This window comes from Massilia sp. BAP21 (genome assembly GCF_057801335.1).
Genome location: NZ_CM173596.1, coordinates 2,224,235 through 2,239,426 on the forward strand (window position 1 = coordinate 2,224,235; position 15,192 = coordinate 2,239,426).

The window sequence follows — 15,192 nt, forward strand, 5'->3', positions numbered from 1 at the left end:
GCAAAGCCGTAATCATGACGAACGAATGCATCAACGATGTTCTGTAGAGCCGGCTGCCACACTGACGTTATCGGCCCTTCACCTGCTGAGTCTTTGGTTGCTGGAACTTACGTGTTCTCATTGAATAGTCGTCTGCATGCATCTTTGAAAACGAAGCCGTTAGCTTTCAATACGTCCGCTTCCGACCTATTGTGTTGAAAAACTCCAAGACAAGAGTTGTCCTGGTGAAGTAACTGTACAGGAGAGCCGAGTGGCGTAGTCAGATGCTGGGCTTGTTTAACTCAGCACTAATTTCATGTTTTGGCCCGGTTTGGAGCAGTTTTTTGACTTCAAGAACTCCGGGTTGGTAGTCATCGGGCGCAAGAATAGTCACAGTTGTAAGCGCACCAGCAAAGACACTTAAGGTTTCCATTAGAGACATGAAACTCTCCCATTATCATTCTCCAAGATCGACAAACGTGCCGAAGTTAAACAGAAAATTTAGATTGGCGTCGTCCAGAAATCTAAGCTCGTGAAAGAGACCCAAATCTCTTAATAGCTTCAACAAGCCGTGATCTTCACTATACGCGTACAGCAGTAGGAATTTAATCTCCACCTGCGATAAATGAGAAGAGATGATATCGACATACTCAGTTTTTTTTTTGTTCGTCTATATATTGTGGATGTTGACGATTTATCCAGATGATCAGTCCAGCCAACGATTTCAATGAAGGTAGCAATAAATAATTATATGACTTTAGAACAAAGTCCCATTGCGCCATTATTGCCTGATTTATCGCAACTATTGCTTCGCGCTCGTCGATTCGCTCTCTTCTAGCATAAGCATCGGCAAACTGAGAAAAGCCTGCATTTGTTATCCGTTGCGCTATTCGTCCAGTATGAAACGCATCGTTGTACAAGCGTTCCAGAACCTCTAGTCCGGCGGCATTCGGATTCTCGCTGAACGTGTATTTGAGACCTGAGATTATCTCGCGGTAAGTAGTCAGCCATTGGAAGAATGTATTCTGGACACCCTGTTGCTCAATCGCGACGTTTTGTTTCGCAAGCGCAGCATTAGAATTTTTCATTTCACGCAGGGCATACCCTAGCTCCTTTTTTTGCATCCTCACGTTCATCAAGACAAGATATACAGTCACGAGCCCGACGGCCGGATTAAGCACGCCGCCGAGGAAATCGCCGAAGGTACCCCAAGTATCAGGGCCGCTGAGATTAGAAAGCAGAAATTGCTCGCGATCGGTTGAGTTCCAAATACCGTAGAGAAATGGAACGCCAAATCGAACGAAATATAGGGTGAGCCCGAATAAAGATAGCCTAACTATCCACTTGAACGCGCGCTCACCACGTACGATCATTATTTTGTCTTGTTCTTCTGAGATGACAGAATCGATCTGCTCTTCCATTTGATGCACCGCAAGGTTTGACATCGTTCTATTTCATTAGCGTTGTAAAACTGATTAGTAGCTACTGTATTGATATTAAGAATTGCTGCGCCTCGTTTGATCAGGCGGGCAATATTAAGAAGCTGGACTGTCAGATGATGGCTGATAGCAGACTATTGGATGACTTCGTGCAGATCTTCTTCTACCGACCTGCAGTGTCGGCAGCTCAAGGCGAACTTGAGGCGTCGACTCGTTTTTAACAATCCCGCATATTGCTTCTGTTACACTTATCGTCGCGTAATTTTGATGTCTGGGAGTAGGAGGCCGCATGCCGTTAAGGCATTAAATACTTACATTGAAAAAGAAGCTTAGTTTGCGACTGGAGCAACCTTTATTTCTTCTGTGTCAACTTTGTAATCCTCGCCGGCGATCACCTTCTTTAAGAGGTCGACAAAGGCATCGGAGTACTTGTGCGACTTGCTGGTCTCCGCCACGCCGAACTTTACGTTCACGTGGTACTTGTTGTCGAAACCTTTGATATTCACGCCCTTCTCGTCCTCTATCCGCTTGATGAGGTCGTTAACGTTCTTCCAACCTTTCAAGCCAAGTAATTTGTAAACCTCTGTAATCACATACCTGTGCGTGAGATTGATCTTGGATGAGTCACCGACCGAAGTCACGCCGAACAGGTTGGCAAAGTTCTCGCCAGACTCGACAGCGTGTTCCAGCATCTTGAAGTTAATCTCGATTTGCTTCTTTGGGATGTCGGAGCGGACCAGATTCACAGCACGTGCCATCAGAGCTCGCAGCAGCTTGGTGTCAATCTTTTCAAGATTCCCAGCCTGACCGAATGCTCTAAACACCCACTCGAACGACTTCGCCGTGATGCTTTTAATACGAATATTGCGGTCAGGGGTAACCGCTAGAACCTTGTCACGTGGCGGGTATGAAGTTTCGTCCTGGGCCTCATCCCATTCAAGGATATAAATGTTTGGGATAAGCTCATATTCTTGAGCCCTGACCATGCGGTCAACGTCGGACAGAATCTTCTTAATGTTTGGATCGTTGGCACGATAGCCGATGAAAACCAATGGATGCTCAATGAAGTATGTCAGAAGTTTCGCGCTGAGGTATTTGTGGTCCTCCTCGAAGCGTTGATAATCAGCCTCATTGATGACAATGGACTCAGGCATTGAGCGGCAGCCATGAATTTTGAAAATCTCGCCGATGGCGAGGTAGGGCTTACGCAGAATCTGTTGGCTGATGACCCGCTCATAGTCCGGAAATAGCGGCTCGATCACCTCGTCGTAGTTAGTGGTGACGATGGCATGGGCGCTGATGGCTTTCAGTGCGGTGATTTCGGCATCCAGTTCCGGAGAACCGTATGACCCCGTTGCGTCAGGGCCGAGCGTCGCGAGGATGTCGGCGACCGCATGCTTAATGAAGATGTCGCTCGACGTGTTTGCGGCAAAGTATTCTTGAGGAAATTGCTCCTTGCCTGCGTTCCATGCCCACTCGTGATAGAGCTGCGAAAAGACCGTACCAATTTTTGTTAGGTCGCTCCCATGAGCTTGTTTGTAGTAAGCAAAATCCTTATCGATCAGTGGGCAGTTTTTTGCTAGTAATTCCAACAATTCCATCCAGTTCGGACCTTTAGCGTAGCGCTTCGTAAATCCAGAACCGATAAACAAAATCGGCTGACAACTCGCATCCGCGATAATTTTTGCGACGTCTGCGGTTACCTCTTCTTGATATTGCTTGTAATCCATCGGCATTGAGTATCTCCTGATTTGAAGGCGTAGGTATTGTGCTGTGACACTTCACATAAGCAGAATACCTTCTATTTACCCAGTCTGTATATTCGCCTGCAGAGTTGAGCCGAACACTGCCTTTATTTCTAGTCGCGGTCGCGTTCGGTGTTGACTTCCGGTGAAATTCACTTGCCATACATGGCCATTGGCAAGCTCGGCGCAGCGTCCGCTTCTAGCCTATTGTGTTGAAAAAGTCGGACGGCAACATTTATGGCGAATTTTCGGTGACGTCGACGGTCCAACTAACCTGCGTTCGAGCCCTAGAAGCGGTTTTGAACAGTCGAGTTACCGATCTTTCGTTTCCGCCCGACACTAGCTCTGGTTTTTTCAACGCAATAAGCCGAAAGCAGAAGTCAGTCAGGGTGGTGCGGATTTACGAAAGTCCTTGTTTCATCAGGAAGTCGTCGGATTTCTTACCGTTCGCCACCGGTAGCTTTACACATGCCTGCTGAGTTAATCCTAGTCGCCAGATGAATCCTCCTCGCAGATGGGTTACACGGCGGTTACATAGAGCACAGATAGCAAAAAGCCCAGCCATGAAGGCTGGGCTAAGTGCTTGATTTTACTGGTGCCGGCTGCCGGTTTCGAACTGGCCACCTGATGATTACAAATCAACTGCTCTACCAAATGAGCTAAGCCGGCGTAATCTGTACGGCTGGGATTATACCGCTATTTAATCCGCGTCAGCGTTGGGCGTCCGCCTTTTTTCGGGGGCTCGTCGCCGCCGTTGTCGGGGGCAGGCGGCGCTTCCGGGGCAGTGTCCGGGCTGCTGTCGGGCACTGCGGACAGGGCAGGCGCCGTTGCCGGGGCAGGGGCGGATGCGTCCGCTTCCGGCATCTCGGCCGCCGTGGTGCTCACATCGAAGGCCATGCCCTGGCCATTCTCGTTGGCATAGATTGCCAGGACATTTTGCACCGGCACGTAGATTTCGCGCGACACGCCGGCGAAGCGGGCGCGGAAATGGATCGCGTCGTTGTCCATCTTCAGGCTGGATGTGGCGCCATAGCTGATGTTGAGGATGATTTCGCCCTTGCGCACGTATTCCATCGGAACCGTGGTGGCCGCGTCAACCTTCACCGCAAGATAAGGCGTGAAACCGCTGTCGGTGCACCATTCGTAGATGGCGCGCAGCAAATAAGGCTTGGTGGAGATGTCAGGCATGTGCAAATGAAATCAGTTTGTCCGCGAGACGCGTGGACACGGCGTCAGGAAAAATATACCCGGCGCGCATACGCGAAGCGCCAGTCTACTGCGATTCGCCAAACGGCGTCGCAGGCTGGCGCTTCAAGGAAGTTGCAGCATATGGGCGCAGCGCGCCACTATGCTGTAACTTTTACCCATCTATTAACGGCGCATCACCTTTTCCGAAGGCGTCAGCGCTTCGATGTAGGCAGGGCGCGAGAAGATGCGCTCGGCGTACTTCATCAGCGGGGCTGCGGTCTTCGACAGTTCGATGCCGTAGTGGTCCAGGCGCCACAGCAGCGGTGCGATCGCTACGTCGAGCATCGAGAACTCGTCACCCAGCATGTACTTGTTCTTCAGGAACAGCGGGGCCAGCGTGGTCAGGCGGTCGCGGATTTCGGCGCGTGCCTTGTCGTGGGCCTTTTCGTTCGTCTTGTTGCGGTCGCTTTCCAGGACATGCACGTGGACGAACAGCTCTTTCTCGAAGTTGAACAGCATCAGGCGGGCACGGGCGCGCATCAGCGGGTCGGCCGGCATCAGCTGCGGGTGCGGGAAGCGCTCGTCGATGTACTCGTTGATGATGTTCGATTCGTACAGGATCAGTTCGCGCTCGACCAGGATCGGAACCTGGCCGTACGGGTTCATCGTCGAGATGTCTTCCGGTTTGTTGAACAGGTCGACGTCGCGCACCTCGAAGTCCATGCCCTTTTCGAACAGGACCAGGCGGCAGCGTTGGGAGAACGGGCACGTGGTGCCGGAGTAGAGAACCATCATGGTTTGTCGTTCCTTAAGACACAAAGGGGTGAAGCGCCGAGCGACTCACCCCGAAAAATGATTGCCCGTATTATAGCCAAGCGGGCAATGAAAACGAATTTACTTCACATCTTTCCAGTACGACTCGTTCAAACGCCAGGCCAGGAAAGCGAAAATCGACAGGAAAATCAGCACGATAACACCCAGTTTCTTGCGGGTTCCTTGCGCTGGCTCAGCCATCCAGTTCAGGTATGCAACCAGGTCAGCCGTCGCGGTGTCGAACTCGGTAGCGCTCATGGTGCCCGGCGCCACCTGGTTCCAGCCGGCGAACCGGTGCACGGTCTTGCCCGCCTCGTGCGGGTCCGGCGCGTCTTCCATTTTCGGCGTGCGGATGCCCTGCAGCTGCCACATCGCATGCGGCATGGCCACGTTCGGCACCACCATGTTGTTCCATCCGGTCGGACGGGCATCGTCCTTGTAGAAGGTGCGCAGGTAGGTGTACAGGTAGTCGGCGCCGCTGCCGGCCGGCGAGGCCTTGGCGCGCGCGATTACCGACAAATCCGGCGGCACTGCGCCGAACCAGGCCTTGGCATCGGCCGGGCGCATCGCCGTCGTCATCATCTCGCCGACTTTGTCGGCTGAGAACAACAGATTGTTGCGGATCTGGTCGTCTGACAGGCCCAGGTCGCGCAGGCGGTTGTAGCGCATGGCGTTCGCCGAGTGGCAGTTCAGGCAATAGTTGACGAACAATTTAGCGCCGTTTTGTAGCGAGGCCATGTCGCTGCGTTCCGGTGCACGGTCGAGCGGGAAGCCGCCCTCGGCCGCGAAAACCAGCCCCGGCACCAGGGCCAGGACCGCGATCAGTTTCTTCGTGAAGTTCATGGTTGTCCTTTATCCGGTGGCAATCAGTGCGGCGTGAAGGTCAGGCGCGTCGGCACCGGCTTGAACCGGCCGGCGGCGCTCCACCATGGCATCAGGAGGAAGAAGCTGAAGTACAGCAGGGTACACACCTGCGAAATGATGGTGTACGCCGGGGTCGGCAGCTGGGTGCCCAGGTAGCCGAGCGCCACGAACGAGATGCCGAACAGCGCATACACCCATTTGTGCCAGTCCGGACGGTAGCGGATCGACTTCACCGGCGAATGGTCCAGCCACGGCAGCAGGGCAATGATCACCACCGAGGAACCGAACAGCACCACGCCCCAGAATTTCGCTTCCAGCACCTGCGGCAGCATGCCGATGATGAGCAGCAAGGCAATCGCGGCCACGATGACCTTAGTGCGGAAAGCCAGGCGCGACTTCAGCCAGATGAAGATCACGTACAGGGCGATGGCGCCCATCAGCACGTACATGAAGTCGGCCGTGGTGGCGCGCAGTACCGAGTAGAACGGGGTGAAGTACCAGGTCGGCGCGATGTGCGCCGGGGTCTTCATCGAATCGGCCGGGATGAAGTTGTTGTACTCCAGGAAGTAGCCGCCCATCTCAGGCGCAAAGAACACGATTGCCGAGAAAATCAGCAGGAACACCGAGACGCCGAAGAAGTCCTTCGTCGAGTAGTAGGGGTGCGATGGAATCGCGTCCACCGGATGGCCGTCCGGTCCGATGTTGTCCTTGACTTCGATGCCGTCCGGGTTCGAGGAGCCGACTTCGTGCAGGGCGATCAGGTGGGCCGCCACCAGGCCCAGCAGCACCAGCGGCAGGGCGATCACGTGGAAGGCGAAGAAGCGGTTCAGGGTCGCGTCCGACACCACGTAGTCGCCGCGGATCCAGAGCGACAGGTCCGGGCCGATGACGGGAATCGCACCGAACAGGTTCACGATCACCTGGGCGCCCCAGTACGACATCTGCCCCCATGGCAGCAGGTAGCCGAAGAAGGCTTCGGCCATCAGGCACAGGAAAATCGCGAAACCGAAGAGCCAGATCAACTCGCGCGGCTTGCGGTAGGAACCGTAGATCAGCCCGCGGGTCATATGCAGGTAGACGACGATGAAGAACATCGAGGCACCGGTCGAGTGCATGTAGCGCACCAGCCAGCCCCACGGCACTTCACGCATGATGTATTCGACACTGCCGAAAGCCAAGTTGGCGTCCGGCTTGTAGTGCATGGTCAGGAAGATACCGGTGATGATCTGCATCACCAGGATCAGCATGGCCAGCGAACCGAACAGGTACCAGATATTGAAGTTCTTCGGGGCATAGTATTTGCCCCACTGGTCATTCCAGAGTTTCGACAGCGGGAAGCGGTCGTCGACCCAGGCCAGCGCCTTGTGGCCGACCGGCGCACTGGCCGGCAGTTTGGTTTCCTTGAACGGGCCGCCCATGTTATGCCTCCCCTTTTTCGTCTTTGCCGATCACGATGCGGTTATCCGACAGGTACATGTAAGGAGGAACGTCCATGTTGGTCGGGGCGGGCTTGTTCTGGAACACGCGGCCGGCCAGGTCGAAGGTCGAACCATGGCAGGGGCAAAGGAAGCCGCCGTGCCAGTTGTCCGGCAAATTCGGCTGGGGGCCTTCGGCAAAGCGCGAGGAGGGCGAGCAGCCCAGGTGCGAGCAAATGCCCACGGTCACCAGGACTTCCTTGTGCTCGGAGCGGGCGCGGAATTCGTTCTTTGCGTACTCCGGCATGTCGAGCTGGTAGATCTTTTCGGAGTTTGGGTCGGCAAGTTGCGCGTCGTTCTTGGGGAGGCTGGCCATCATTTCCGGCGTACGGCGCAAGATCCACACCGGCTTGCCGCGCCATTCCACGACTTTCATTTCGCCCGGCTTGACGTCGGAAATATCCACTTCGACCGGAGCGCCGGCCGCCTTGGCGCGCTCGGATGGCTGGAACGTGCTGACCAGGGCGCCTGCCGTGGCAACGCCGACGACGCCGCCCGCCGCACACGTCGCGACCAGCAAGTTACGCCGGCTTGAATCGACCTGCTTATCATTACTCATACCAACCCCACTCCGTGAAATTACGAAACTTTAGAATCAATAAAGAGCTTGCAGCAACACAAAATTATATGTGAATGGCAATCTTTATTGGAGAAAAAATATTGCAAACAGGGCAGTGGTGAGACGATTTGTCCATGCTGCACTGCACTGTCTATGCGGTTTGCGTGAGGATGAGGTCAAACCCGGGCGTGCGAACGGCATGGAAGCCCTTGCGGTATCATCGCTTACAGCTTTTTCAATAACAAAGGAGCGTCAAAATGGCGATGATGGAAGAGTTCAAGAAATTTGCCATGCGTGGCAATGTGGTCGACCTCGCGGTGGGCGTGATCATTGGTGGTGCCTTCGGGCGCATCGTCGATTCGCTGGTGCAGGACGTGATCATGCCACCCATCGGCCGCTTGTTCGGCGGCCTCGATTTCGCGAATTACTACATTCCCTTGAATAACCAGGGCACGACATTGGCGCTGGCGGAAGCAAAGAAAGCCGGGGCCGTCATTGCTTACGGAAATTTCCTCACGATTCTCCTGAATTTCATCATCCTCGCCTTCATCATTTTCCAGATGGTGCGCCTGATGAACCGTTTACGCCAGCGTGTCGCACCCGAAGAAGTGGCCAAGGCGCCGGCCACGCCGGAAGACATCTTGCTACTCCGTGAGATTCGCGACTCCCTGCGTAAAACCGAACCGCCTACACAGTGAAAGACCTCGCCACCACGACCACCCCGGGCACGGCGCGACGCCTGTGGCTGCTGTTCGCCCAGGCGGTCACGATCGTGCTGGCGATCTATTTCGTCCTGAGCGTGTTCCGCCCCGACTGGCTGGGACGCGCGGCGCCGCTGCAGGTGCCGGTCGGCCCCGGCGCCAAGACCGTGCCGGTGCTGCAGGCGCCAGCCGTGCCCGCTTCCGGCAGCTACCGCGAAGCGGCCGGGCGCGCCATGCCGGCAGTGGTGAACATCCTCACCAGCAAGGCTTCGCGCGAAGCGCACCCGATCCTGAAGGATCCTTTTTTCCGCCGCTTCTTCGGCGACCGCCTGCCGCCGCAGGAGCAACTGGCCAGTCTCGGCTCGGGCGTGATCGTCAGCGGCGAAGGCTATATCGTTACCAATAACCACGTGGTCGAAGGGGCGGACGCCATCGAAGTCGGCCTGGCTGACGGACGCAAGGCGGCAGCGAAGATCGTCGGCACCGACCCCGAGACCGACCTCGCCGTGATCCGCATCAAGGAAGGCAATTTGCCGGTGATGGTGCTGGGCCAGCCCGATGACGCGCGCGTCGGCGACGTGGTGCTGGCCATCGGCAATCCCTTTGGTGTCGGACAGACCGTTACGATGGGCATCATCTCGGCCGTGGGACGCAACAATTTGCACATCAACCATTTCGAGAATTTCATCCAGACCGACGCCGCCATCAACTTCGGCAACTCGGGCGGGGCGCTGGTCGATACCCACGGCAATCTGCTCGGCATTAATTCAGCCATCTATTCCCAGACCGGCGGCTCGATCGGCATCGGCTTCGCCATTCCCGTCTCGACGGCGCGCACGGTGCTGGAGTCGATCATCAAGCACGGGCAAGTCGTGCGCGGCTGGATCGGCATCGAATCCCAGGACATCACGCCGGAACTGGCCACCAGCTTCGGCCTCGGGCGCCAGAGCGGGGCAATCATCGCGGGCGTGGTGCGCAACGGCCCGGCCGACCGTGCCGGCGTGCGCCCCGGCGACATTTTGCTGGCCGTCGAAGGCAAGCCGGTGGCGAACACCGGCGACATGCTGAACCTGGTGGCCCAGCTGGAGCCGGGCGCCAAGGCCACACTCAAGCTGATGCGCGAGAACCGCGAATCCACGGTCGACGTGACCGTCGGCAAACGCCCGCGCCAGCGCCAATAAATTACTTTTCCGGACTTTCCATGCACCTGCGTGACCTGACCCAATACCTCACCGAACTCAAAGACAACAACAGCCGCCCCTGGTTCATCATGAACAAACCGCGCTACGACATCCTGCGCGAAGAGTTCCATGCCGTGGTCAGCGAACTGATCCGCGAACTGGCGAAGTTCGACCGCCAGGTGGCCGCTTGCGACCCGAAGAAGGCGATGTTCCGCATCAACCGTGACATCCGTTTTTCCAACGACAAGACGCCGTACAAGACGCGTTTTTCGGCCGGGATCGCGCCGAACGACAAGCGCCGTCCGAGCGCGGGTGCCGGTCCCACCTATTATTTTCAGATCGAAGGCGACGGCACGCTGGGCTTCGGCGCCGGCGAATACCTGCCGCCGAGCCCGCGTTTGAAAGCGATCCGCGAACACATCGTCAACGATGCGACAGGATTTGCGAAAATATTAAAGAATAAACACCTGCGCGCGACCTACCGCAGCCTGCTCGAGGAAGACCGGCTGCAGCGGCCGCCGAAAGGCTTCGACGCCAGCCACGAGCACATCGAGTACATCAAGCTGAAGAGCTTTTTTGCCTGGACCGAGGTGCCGCTGGCCCTGAACAAGCCGGACGAACTGGTGCCGCAGCTGGCGCGCGGATTCGAGGATGCGTTTGCGCTGGTCACCTGGCTGCGCGGCGTGCCTTATACCAACGAAGAGTAGAAAGGAGGCGACATGGCCTTGCAACACGCAGCATCGGGCGAACGGATCGCCTTGGAACGCGGCGAAGACGACATCGCCAATTTCACGTCGATCGCGCTGGCGAAGACCGAACACATGGAACTGATCCGGCTGGTGGTGCCGGTCGACAAGCCGATGCCGGAGCACCGGGTCGAGGGTGAGATGACGCTGCTGTGCCTGCAAGGCGAGATCGCCTTCGACGCCCACGGCCGCACCATCGTGCTGCGCCCGAACGAAATGGTCTACCTGGCGGGCGGCGAGCCGCATGCGATCCGCGCGAACACGGATGCGGTGGCCTTGATGACCATCCTGCTGGGGCCGGTGCGCACCGGCGGCCCGACGAACGATCCGCGCGGGCAGGGTAGTTGAAAGTCCGCCGACGCGGGTGTCGTAGGGTGGACGGCTAGGCCGTCCACGCGTTCAACGAACAGCGACATCGTAGGGTGGGCACGCGGTGCCCACGCGGAAGCCTGAATGGTGCTGCCAGCTTTCAAATCATATCGCTGGCAAATGTTAGCGTTTCCAAATGATCATTCGAAACGTTTCGACATGATCGGGATGCGGATCGTCGGTCAGCCAACAATGTGCATGGTTCCGCGTGGGCACAGCGTGCCCACCGTACGGTTGCAGCCGCAGGTCAACGGTCAAAGCCGCAGGTCATATCGAGCCGCGGCTAACGCAGGCTTTACGCCAACTCATTCCTCGGATCACGTGCCAACAGCTGCGCCGCCATTTCCTTGGCATCGTAGCCATCGAACAACACCGCCGCCACCGCATTCGTGATCGGCATGTCCACGCCCAGCCTGGCCGCCAGTTCGCGTACCGCCTTCGAGCAAGGTACGCCCTCGGCCACATGACCGAGCTCGGCCACGATGGTCGCCAGCGGCTTGCCCTCGGCCAGCGCCAGGCCCACGCGCCGGTTGCGCGACAAATCGCCGGTACACGTCAGGATCAAATCGCCCATCCCCGTCAGCCCCATGAAGGTGCCGGCCTGCGCGCCCAGCGCCTCGCCCAGGCGGGTAATCTCCGCCAGCCCGCGCGTGATCAGCGCCGCGCGCGCATTCAGGCCCAGGCCCAGCCCGTCGGCCGTCCCGGTGGCAATTGCCAGCACGTTCTTGACCGCACCGCCCACTTCCACGCCGATCAAATCGTCGCAGGCATACACGCGCAGGTTACCGCCGTGCACCGCGCCGACCACGCGCTCGCGCAGTTCGGCCGAGGACGAGGCCACCGTCAACGCACACGGCAAGCCCTTCGCCACTTCCTGCGCAAACGACGGCCCTGACAGCGCCGCACCCGGCACGTCGTCGCCCAGGATTTCTCGCACCACCTGGTGCGGCAGCAAGCCGGTGCCGTATTCGAAACCCTTGCACAGCCAGACCACGTTCGGAATGCGGCGGCCTTTCAGGCTTTCCAGCAACGGACGCAGGCCGGCCACCGGGCAGGCTGCAATCAGCAGCGGCGCGTCGTCGTCCGAGGCATCGCAGACATGCGCCAGCGCCGCGTCGAAATCGGCCGTGACGCGCAGCGCAGCGGGCAGCGGCTGGCCCGGCAGGTAATGGGTGTTCTCGCGCGCAGCCTCGGTCGCGGCCATTTGTTCGGCGTTGCGGCCCCACAGCAGCACGTCATGGCGCGCGGCCACGGCGATCGCCACCGCAGTGCCCCAGGCGCCCGCGCCCAGCACGGTAATCTTGTTCATGTTCTTGAGTTCTTGCATGGTATCCGTTCAGTTGCCCCAGACATCGGTAATGCGTACGAAGCCGACGATGCCGTCGCGATGGCGCACCTGGGCCCAGCCGGTGCCCAGCGTGTCGATCAGTTCCAGCAGGACGCCCTTGTCGGCGGTCATCACGACCGCCGCGCTGTCGTCGGGCGAGGCGCGTACCCTGGCCGCCGCAAGCCTGACGACGACATTGCGCTGGGCCACCAGGCCCCTGGCTTCGGTCCAGGAGAGTTCGCCTTCGGCATCGCGCACCTTGACCCAGTCGCCATAGCGCGCCACGATTTCGAGCGGCATGCCGCGCGGCGCGACGTAGCGCTTGACGCCCTTGGCGGACGGCGTGTCGTACAGCACCACCGAGGGCTGGCCGACCGAACGGAACTCGAAGGCGGATACGGTACCGCATGCCAGCATCAGCAGCACGCTTGCACAGGATCGGGAAAGGGTCATCGCGGGGCCCCGGGTGGTAAAACCAGACGCCAATATGGCAGGAAGGGCAACCGCATCATGGCGGCTGCCCGTCGAGGATCTTGCCGCCACCCGTGCGGGCGGCAGCGCTACTACTGGACTGCTTAGTTTGCCGGTGCGGCAGCGGCTTCGGCCATTGCCTGGCGACGCTGCTGGTAGAACACTTCGAAGTTGATCTCGGCCAGGTGCACAGGTGGGAAGCCGGCACGGGTGATCACGTCGGCGATGTTGCTGCGCAGGTAAGGGTAAACGATGTTCGGGCAGCCGATGCCCAGCAGCGGGTCCATCTGGTCGGCAGGGATGTTGCGTGCCTCGAAGATGCCGGCTTGCTTGCCTTCGACCAGGAAAGCAACCTTGTCCTTGACCTTGGCGGTCACGGTGATGGTGACGGTCGACTCGTAGATGCCGTCGGCGATGGCTTCCGCGCCAACGTCCAGCGAGACCTCGATGGTCGGGGCTTCCTGCTCGAGGAAGATCGCCGGGGAATTCGGTTGCTCCAGCGACATGTCTTTCAAGTAGACGCGTTGGATTTGGAATACTGGTTGCAGGTTTTCGTCAGACATGGAACGCTTTCGTGGTGAAGTAAAAGGGACGGCAACGCGCCGCCCCGATGGGCTTGGAGTCAAACGCACCGGCAATTGTATCAAAATCAATTTGGATGCAATAGCTCCGGCGGCGGGCCATTTTCTGGCCCTCTCGCGCCGGCGCCGGCTTGCAGGGTGGGGACGCGTCCCCACCAGGGAAACCACGTGCCGCCAGGTGCCATCAGCCCTGGTTAGACCCGATTATTCGCCCTTGAGCAGCGGGTCCAGGCGTCCCGCCTGATCCAGCGCATACAAGTCGTCGAAACCGCCCACGTGGGTTTCGCCCACGTAAATCTGCGGCACGGTACGGCGGCCGGTCTTTTGCATCATGATCTGGCGCTGTTCCGGGTCGAGGTCGACACGGATGCGTTCGATCTCGGTCACGCCCTTGGCTTCGAGCAGGCGCTCGGCACGGACGCAGTAGGGGCAGCTGGCGGTGTGGTACAGGACAACATGGGCGCTCATCATTCTTCCTTCCAAATGCTGGTTTACTTGGTGACCGGCAAGCCAGCCGCGGTCCAGGCGGTCATGCCGCCTTCCAGGCTGACCACGTCTTCGAAGCCGGCCGCTTTCAGTTGGCGCGCTGCCTTGTCGGCACGGGCGCCACTCTGGCATACGACCACGATGGTGCGGGTTTTCGATTTTTCAAGTTCACCGATGCGATTGCCCAAGTCTGCCAGCGGAATGTTTTTCGCGTCGCGCAGGTGGCTGGCGGCGAACTCGTCGGCGCTGCGCACGTCCAGCACCAGGGTCTTGCCGCGGTTGATGAACTGGGTTACTTGCAGTGCGGTAGCACGGCGGCCCTTGGGCATCAGTGCCGGGAACAGCAGCGCACCACCGGAAATGGCAGCAATTGCAACAATGAAGATATTATCGAGGATGAATTTCACAAGGCTTCCATTGGTTGAAGTCAATCCGCGCATTATAAAATAGAAGCCGGACCGGGCATCGGTTGGGGTATCGAGAAACTTTTTGCAGACTTTTTAAAGAAGAGCTTATGTACAAGATCGTATTCATGCGCCATGGCGAATCCACCTGGAACCTCGAGAACCGTTTCACCGGCTGGACCGACGTCGACCTCACCGAAAAGGGTGTCAACGAGGCGCGCACCGCTGGCCGCGTGCTGCGCGAAGCCGGCTTTGCCTTCGACCTGGCCTATACCTCGGTCCTGAAGCGCGCCATCCGCACCCTCTGGCTGGCCCTCGACGAAATGGACCAGATGTACCTGCCAATCATCAACGACTGGCGCCTGAACGAGCGCCATTACGGCGCGCTGCAGGGCCTCGATAAAGCCGAGACCGCTGCCAAGTTCGGCGACGAGCAGGTGCTGGTCTGGCGCCGCAGCTACGACACGCCGCCGCCGAGCCTGGAAGAGTCGGACGAACGCGTCTCCTTCAAGGACCCACGCTATGCCGGCCTCGACAAGGCGCAGATCCCGCTCACCGAATGCCTGAAAGACACGGTGGCACGCGTGATGCCGGCCTGGGATGAGGAAATTGCCCCGGCCATTCGTGCCGGCAAGCAGATCCTGATCTCGGCCCACGGCAACAGCCTGCGCGCCATCATCAAGATGCTCGACAACATCAGCGACACCGACATCGTCGGCCTGAACATTCCGAATGGCCAGCCGCTGGTCTACGAGCTCGACGAGAACCTGAAGCCGATCCGCCATTACTACCTGGGCGACCAGGACGCCATCAACGCCGCCATGGCGGCCGTGGCCAACCAAGGGAAGGCAAAGTAAGTCTTGC

At 58.3% G+C, this 15,192-nt stretch carries 18 protein-coding genes and 1 tRNA gene; 5 read left to right on the top strand and 14 right to left on the bottom strand.

Features of this window, described 5'->3' with window-relative positions; genetic code table 11:
• Positions 1–259: 259 nt before the first annotated feature.
• The 9 genes from ACWYRN_RS09785 to petA all read right to left on the bottom strand — a co-directional run bounded on the left by ACWYRN_RS09785 (position 260) and on the right by petA (position 8,062).
• Positions 260–421 carry a hypothetical protein gene (locus ACWYRN_RS09785; RefSeq protein ID WP_488692210.1) on the bottom strand — a complete coding sequence of 54 codons (162 nt, stop codon included), beginning with the start codon at positions 419–421 and terminating at the stop codon, positions 260–262.
• Positions 422–629: 208 nt separating this feature from the next.
• Entirely contained in the window at positions 630–1,400 is a 771-nt protein-coding gene (locus ACWYRN_RS09790; RefSeq protein WP_488692211.1) for a hypothetical protein, read from the bottom strand.
• Between the two features lie 347 nt (positions 1,401–1,747).
• A complete protein-coding gene (locus ACWYRN_RS09795; protein ID WP_488692212.1) occupies positions 1,748–3,148 on the bottom strand; it encodes an SIR2 family protein in 1,401 nt (466 codons plus the stop codon).
• A gap of 608 nt (positions 3,149–3,756) precedes the next feature.
• Positions 3,757–3,832 (bottom strand) — tRNA-Thr (locus tag ACWYRN_RS09800).
• Positions 3,833–3,859: 27 nt separating this feature from the next.
• Positions 3,860–4,351 (bottom strand): ClpXP protease specificity-enhancing factor, encoded by a 492-nt coding sequence (locus ACWYRN_RS09805; protein WP_488692213.1) that lies wholly within the window; start codon positions 4,349–4,351, stop codon positions 3,860–3,862.
• A gap of 183 nt (positions 4,352–4,534) precedes the next feature.
• Positions 4,535–5,146: a glutathione S-transferase N-terminal domain-containing protein gene (locus tag ACWYRN_RS09810; RefSeq protein WP_056342583.1), complete on the bottom strand. Its 612-nt coding sequence runs from the start codon at positions 5,144–5,146 to the stop codon at positions 4,535–4,537.
• 99 nt (positions 5,147–5,245) lie between these two features.
• Positions 5,246–6,007, bottom strand: a complete 762-nt coding sequence (locus ACWYRN_RS09815; RefSeq protein ID WP_488692214.1) for a cytochrome c1 — start codon at positions 6,005–6,007, stop codon at positions 5,246–5,248.
• A gap of 23 nt (positions 6,008–6,030) precedes the next feature.
• Positions 6,031–7,446, bottom strand: coding sequence for a cytochrome b (locus ACWYRN_RS09820; protein WP_488692215.1), 1,416 nt, complete (start codon positions 7,444–7,446; stop codon positions 6,031–6,033).
• 1 nt (position 7,447) lies between these two features.
• On the bottom strand, positions 7,448–8,062 hold the full coding sequence (gene petA / locus ACWYRN_RS09825; RefSeq protein ID WP_229436050.1) for a ubiquinol-cytochrome c reductase iron-sulfur subunit: 615 nt from the start codon (positions 8,060–8,062) through the stop codon (positions 7,448–7,450).
• A 257-nt stretch (positions 8,063–8,319) separates the two neighbouring features.
• Between petA and mscL the strand changes: the two genes are divergently transcribed.
• The 4 genes from mscL to ACWYRN_RS09845 are packed head-to-tail and all read left to right on the top strand — an operon-like array spanning position 8,320 to position 11,038.
• Complete coding sequence (gene mscL, locus ACWYRN_RS09830; RefSeq protein ID WP_488692216.1) at positions 8,320–8,760, top strand: large conductance mechanosensitive channel protein MscL; 441 nt, start codon at positions 8,320–8,322, stop codon at positions 8,758–8,760.
• On the top strand, positions 8,757–9,944 hold the full coding sequence (locus ACWYRN_RS09835) for a Do family serine endopeptidase (protein WP_488692217.1): 1,188 nt from the start codon (positions 8,757–8,759) through the stop codon (positions 9,942–9,944). Before mscL ends, ACWYRN_RS09835 begins: the two co-directional genes overlap by 4 nt.
• A gap of 20 nt (positions 9,945–9,964) precedes the next feature.
• The gene (locus ACWYRN_RS09840) at positions 9,965–10,651 is read left to right on the top strand and encodes a DUF2461 domain-containing protein (RefSeq protein WP_488692218.1); all 687 of its coding nucleotides are present in this window, start codon (positions 9,965–9,967) and stop codon (positions 10,649–10,651) included.
• 12 nt (positions 10,652–10,663) lie between these two features.
• The gene (locus tag ACWYRN_RS09845) at positions 10,664–11,038 is read left to right on the top strand and encodes a cupin domain-containing protein (RefSeq protein WP_229436047.1); all 375 of its coding nucleotides are present in this window, start codon (positions 10,664–10,666) and stop codon (positions 11,036–11,038) included.
• Between the two features lie 316 nt (positions 11,039–11,354).
• Here ACWYRN_RS09845 and ACWYRN_RS09850 read toward each other — a convergent pair whose 3' ends face one another.
• From ACWYRN_RS09850 to ACWYRN_RS09870, 5 genes are all read right to left on the bottom strand, one after another.
• Positions 11,355–12,386, bottom strand: a complete 1,032-nt coding sequence (locus ACWYRN_RS09850) for an NAD(P)H-dependent glycerol-3-phosphate dehydrogenase (RefSeq protein WP_488692219.1) — start codon at positions 12,384–12,386, stop codon at positions 11,355–11,357.
• A 9-nt stretch (positions 12,387–12,395) separates the two neighbouring features.
• A complete protein-coding gene (locus ACWYRN_RS09855) occupies positions 12,396–12,839 on the bottom strand; it encodes an SH3 domain-containing protein (RefSeq protein ID WP_229436045.1) in 444 nt (147 codons plus the stop codon).
• 122 nt (positions 12,840–12,961) lie between these two features.
• A complete protein-coding gene (secB, locus tag ACWYRN_RS09860) occupies positions 12,962–13,420 on the bottom strand; it encodes a protein-export chaperone SecB (RefSeq protein WP_229436044.1) in 459 nt (152 codons plus the stop codon).
• Positions 13,421–13,642: 222 nt separating this feature from the next.
• Positions 13,643–13,906 (bottom strand): glutaredoxin 3, encoded by a 264-nt coding sequence (gene grxC / locus ACWYRN_RS09865; protein WP_056342617.1) that lies wholly within the window; start codon positions 13,904–13,906, stop codon positions 13,643–13,645.
• Positions 13,907–13,929: 23 nt separating this feature from the next.
• Positions 13,930–14,331, bottom strand: coding sequence for a rhodanese-like domain-containing protein (locus ACWYRN_RS09870; protein WP_229436567.1), 402 nt, complete (start codon positions 14,329–14,331; stop codon positions 13,930–13,932).
• Between the two features lie 107 nt (positions 14,332–14,438).
• Here ACWYRN_RS09870 and gpmA point away from each other — a divergent pair, with 107 nt between their 5' ends.
• On the top strand, positions 14,439–15,185 hold the full coding sequence (gpmA, locus tag ACWYRN_RS09875) for a 2,3-diphosphoglycerate-dependent phosphoglycerate mutase (RefSeq protein WP_229436043.1): 747 nt from the start codon (positions 14,439–14,441) through the stop codon (positions 15,183–15,185).
• Positions 15,186–15,192: the final 7 nt, after the last annotated feature.

Excerpts from the sequence above, each read along its gene's own strand:
- gpmA (WP_229436043.1), top strand. The coding sequence starts at position 14,439 with ATGTACAAGATCGTATTCATGCGCCATGGCGAATCCACCTGGAACCTC.
- ACWYRN_RS09840 (WP_488692218.1), top strand. The coding sequence starts at position 9,965 with ATGCACCTGCGTGACCTGACCCAATACCTCACCGAACTCAAAGACAAC.
- ACWYRN_RS09805 (WP_488692213.1), bottom strand. The coding sequence starts at position 4,351 with ATGCCTGACATCTCCACCAAGCCTTATTTGCTGCGCGCCATCTACGAA.
- secB (WP_229436044.1), bottom strand. The coding sequence starts at position 13,420 with ATGTCTGACGAAAACCTGCAACCAGTATTCCAAATCCAACGCGTCTAC.
- ACWYRN_RS09855 (WP_229436045.1), bottom strand. The coding sequence starts at position 12,839 with ATGACCCTTTCCCGATCCTGTGCAAGCGTGCTGCTGATGCTGGCATGC.
- ACWYRN_RS09820 (WP_488692215.1), bottom strand. The coding sequence starts at position 7,446 with ATGGGCGGCCCGTTCAAGGAAACCAAACTGCCGGCCAGTGCGCCGGTC.
- ACWYRN_RS09850 (WP_488692219.1), bottom strand. The coding sequence starts at position 12,386 with ATGCAAGAACTCAAGAACATGAACAAGATTACCGTGCTGGGCGCGGGC.
- ACWYRN_RS09810 (WP_056342583.1), bottom strand. The coding sequence starts at position 5,146 with ATGATGGTTCTCTACTCCGGCACCACGTGCCCGTTCTCCCAACGCTGC.
- petA (WP_229436050.1), bottom strand. The coding sequence starts at position 8,062 with ATGAGTAATGATAAGCAGGTCGATTCAAGCCGGCGTAACTTGCTGGTC.
- ACWYRN_RS09815 (WP_488692214.1), bottom strand. The coding sequence starts at position 6,007 with ATGAACTTCACGAAGAAACTGATCGCGGTCCTGGCCCTGGTGCCGGGG.
- ACWYRN_RS09845 (WP_229436047.1), top strand. The coding sequence starts at position 10,664 with ATGGCCTTGCAACACGCAGCATCGGGCGAACGGATCGCCTTGGAACGC.
- mscL (WP_488692216.1), top strand. The coding sequence starts at position 8,320 with ATGGCGATGATGGAAGAGTTCAAGAAATTTGCCATGCGTGGCAATGTG.
- ACWYRN_RS09785 (WP_488692210.1), bottom strand. The coding sequence starts at position 421 with ATGTCTCTAATGGAAACCTTAAGTGTCTTTGCTGGTGCGCTTACAACT.
- ACWYRN_RS09790 (WP_488692211.1), bottom strand. The coding sequence starts at position 1,400 with ATGGAAGAGCAGATCGATTCTGTCATCTCAGAAGAACAAGACAAAATA.
- ACWYRN_RS09795 (WP_488692212.1), bottom strand. The coding sequence starts at position 3,148 with ATGGATTACAAGCAATATCAAGAAGAGGTAACCGCAGACGTCGCAAAA.
- grxC (WP_056342617.1), bottom strand. The coding sequence starts at position 13,906 with ATGAGCGCCCATGTTGTCCTGTACCACACCGCCAGCTGCCCCTACTGC.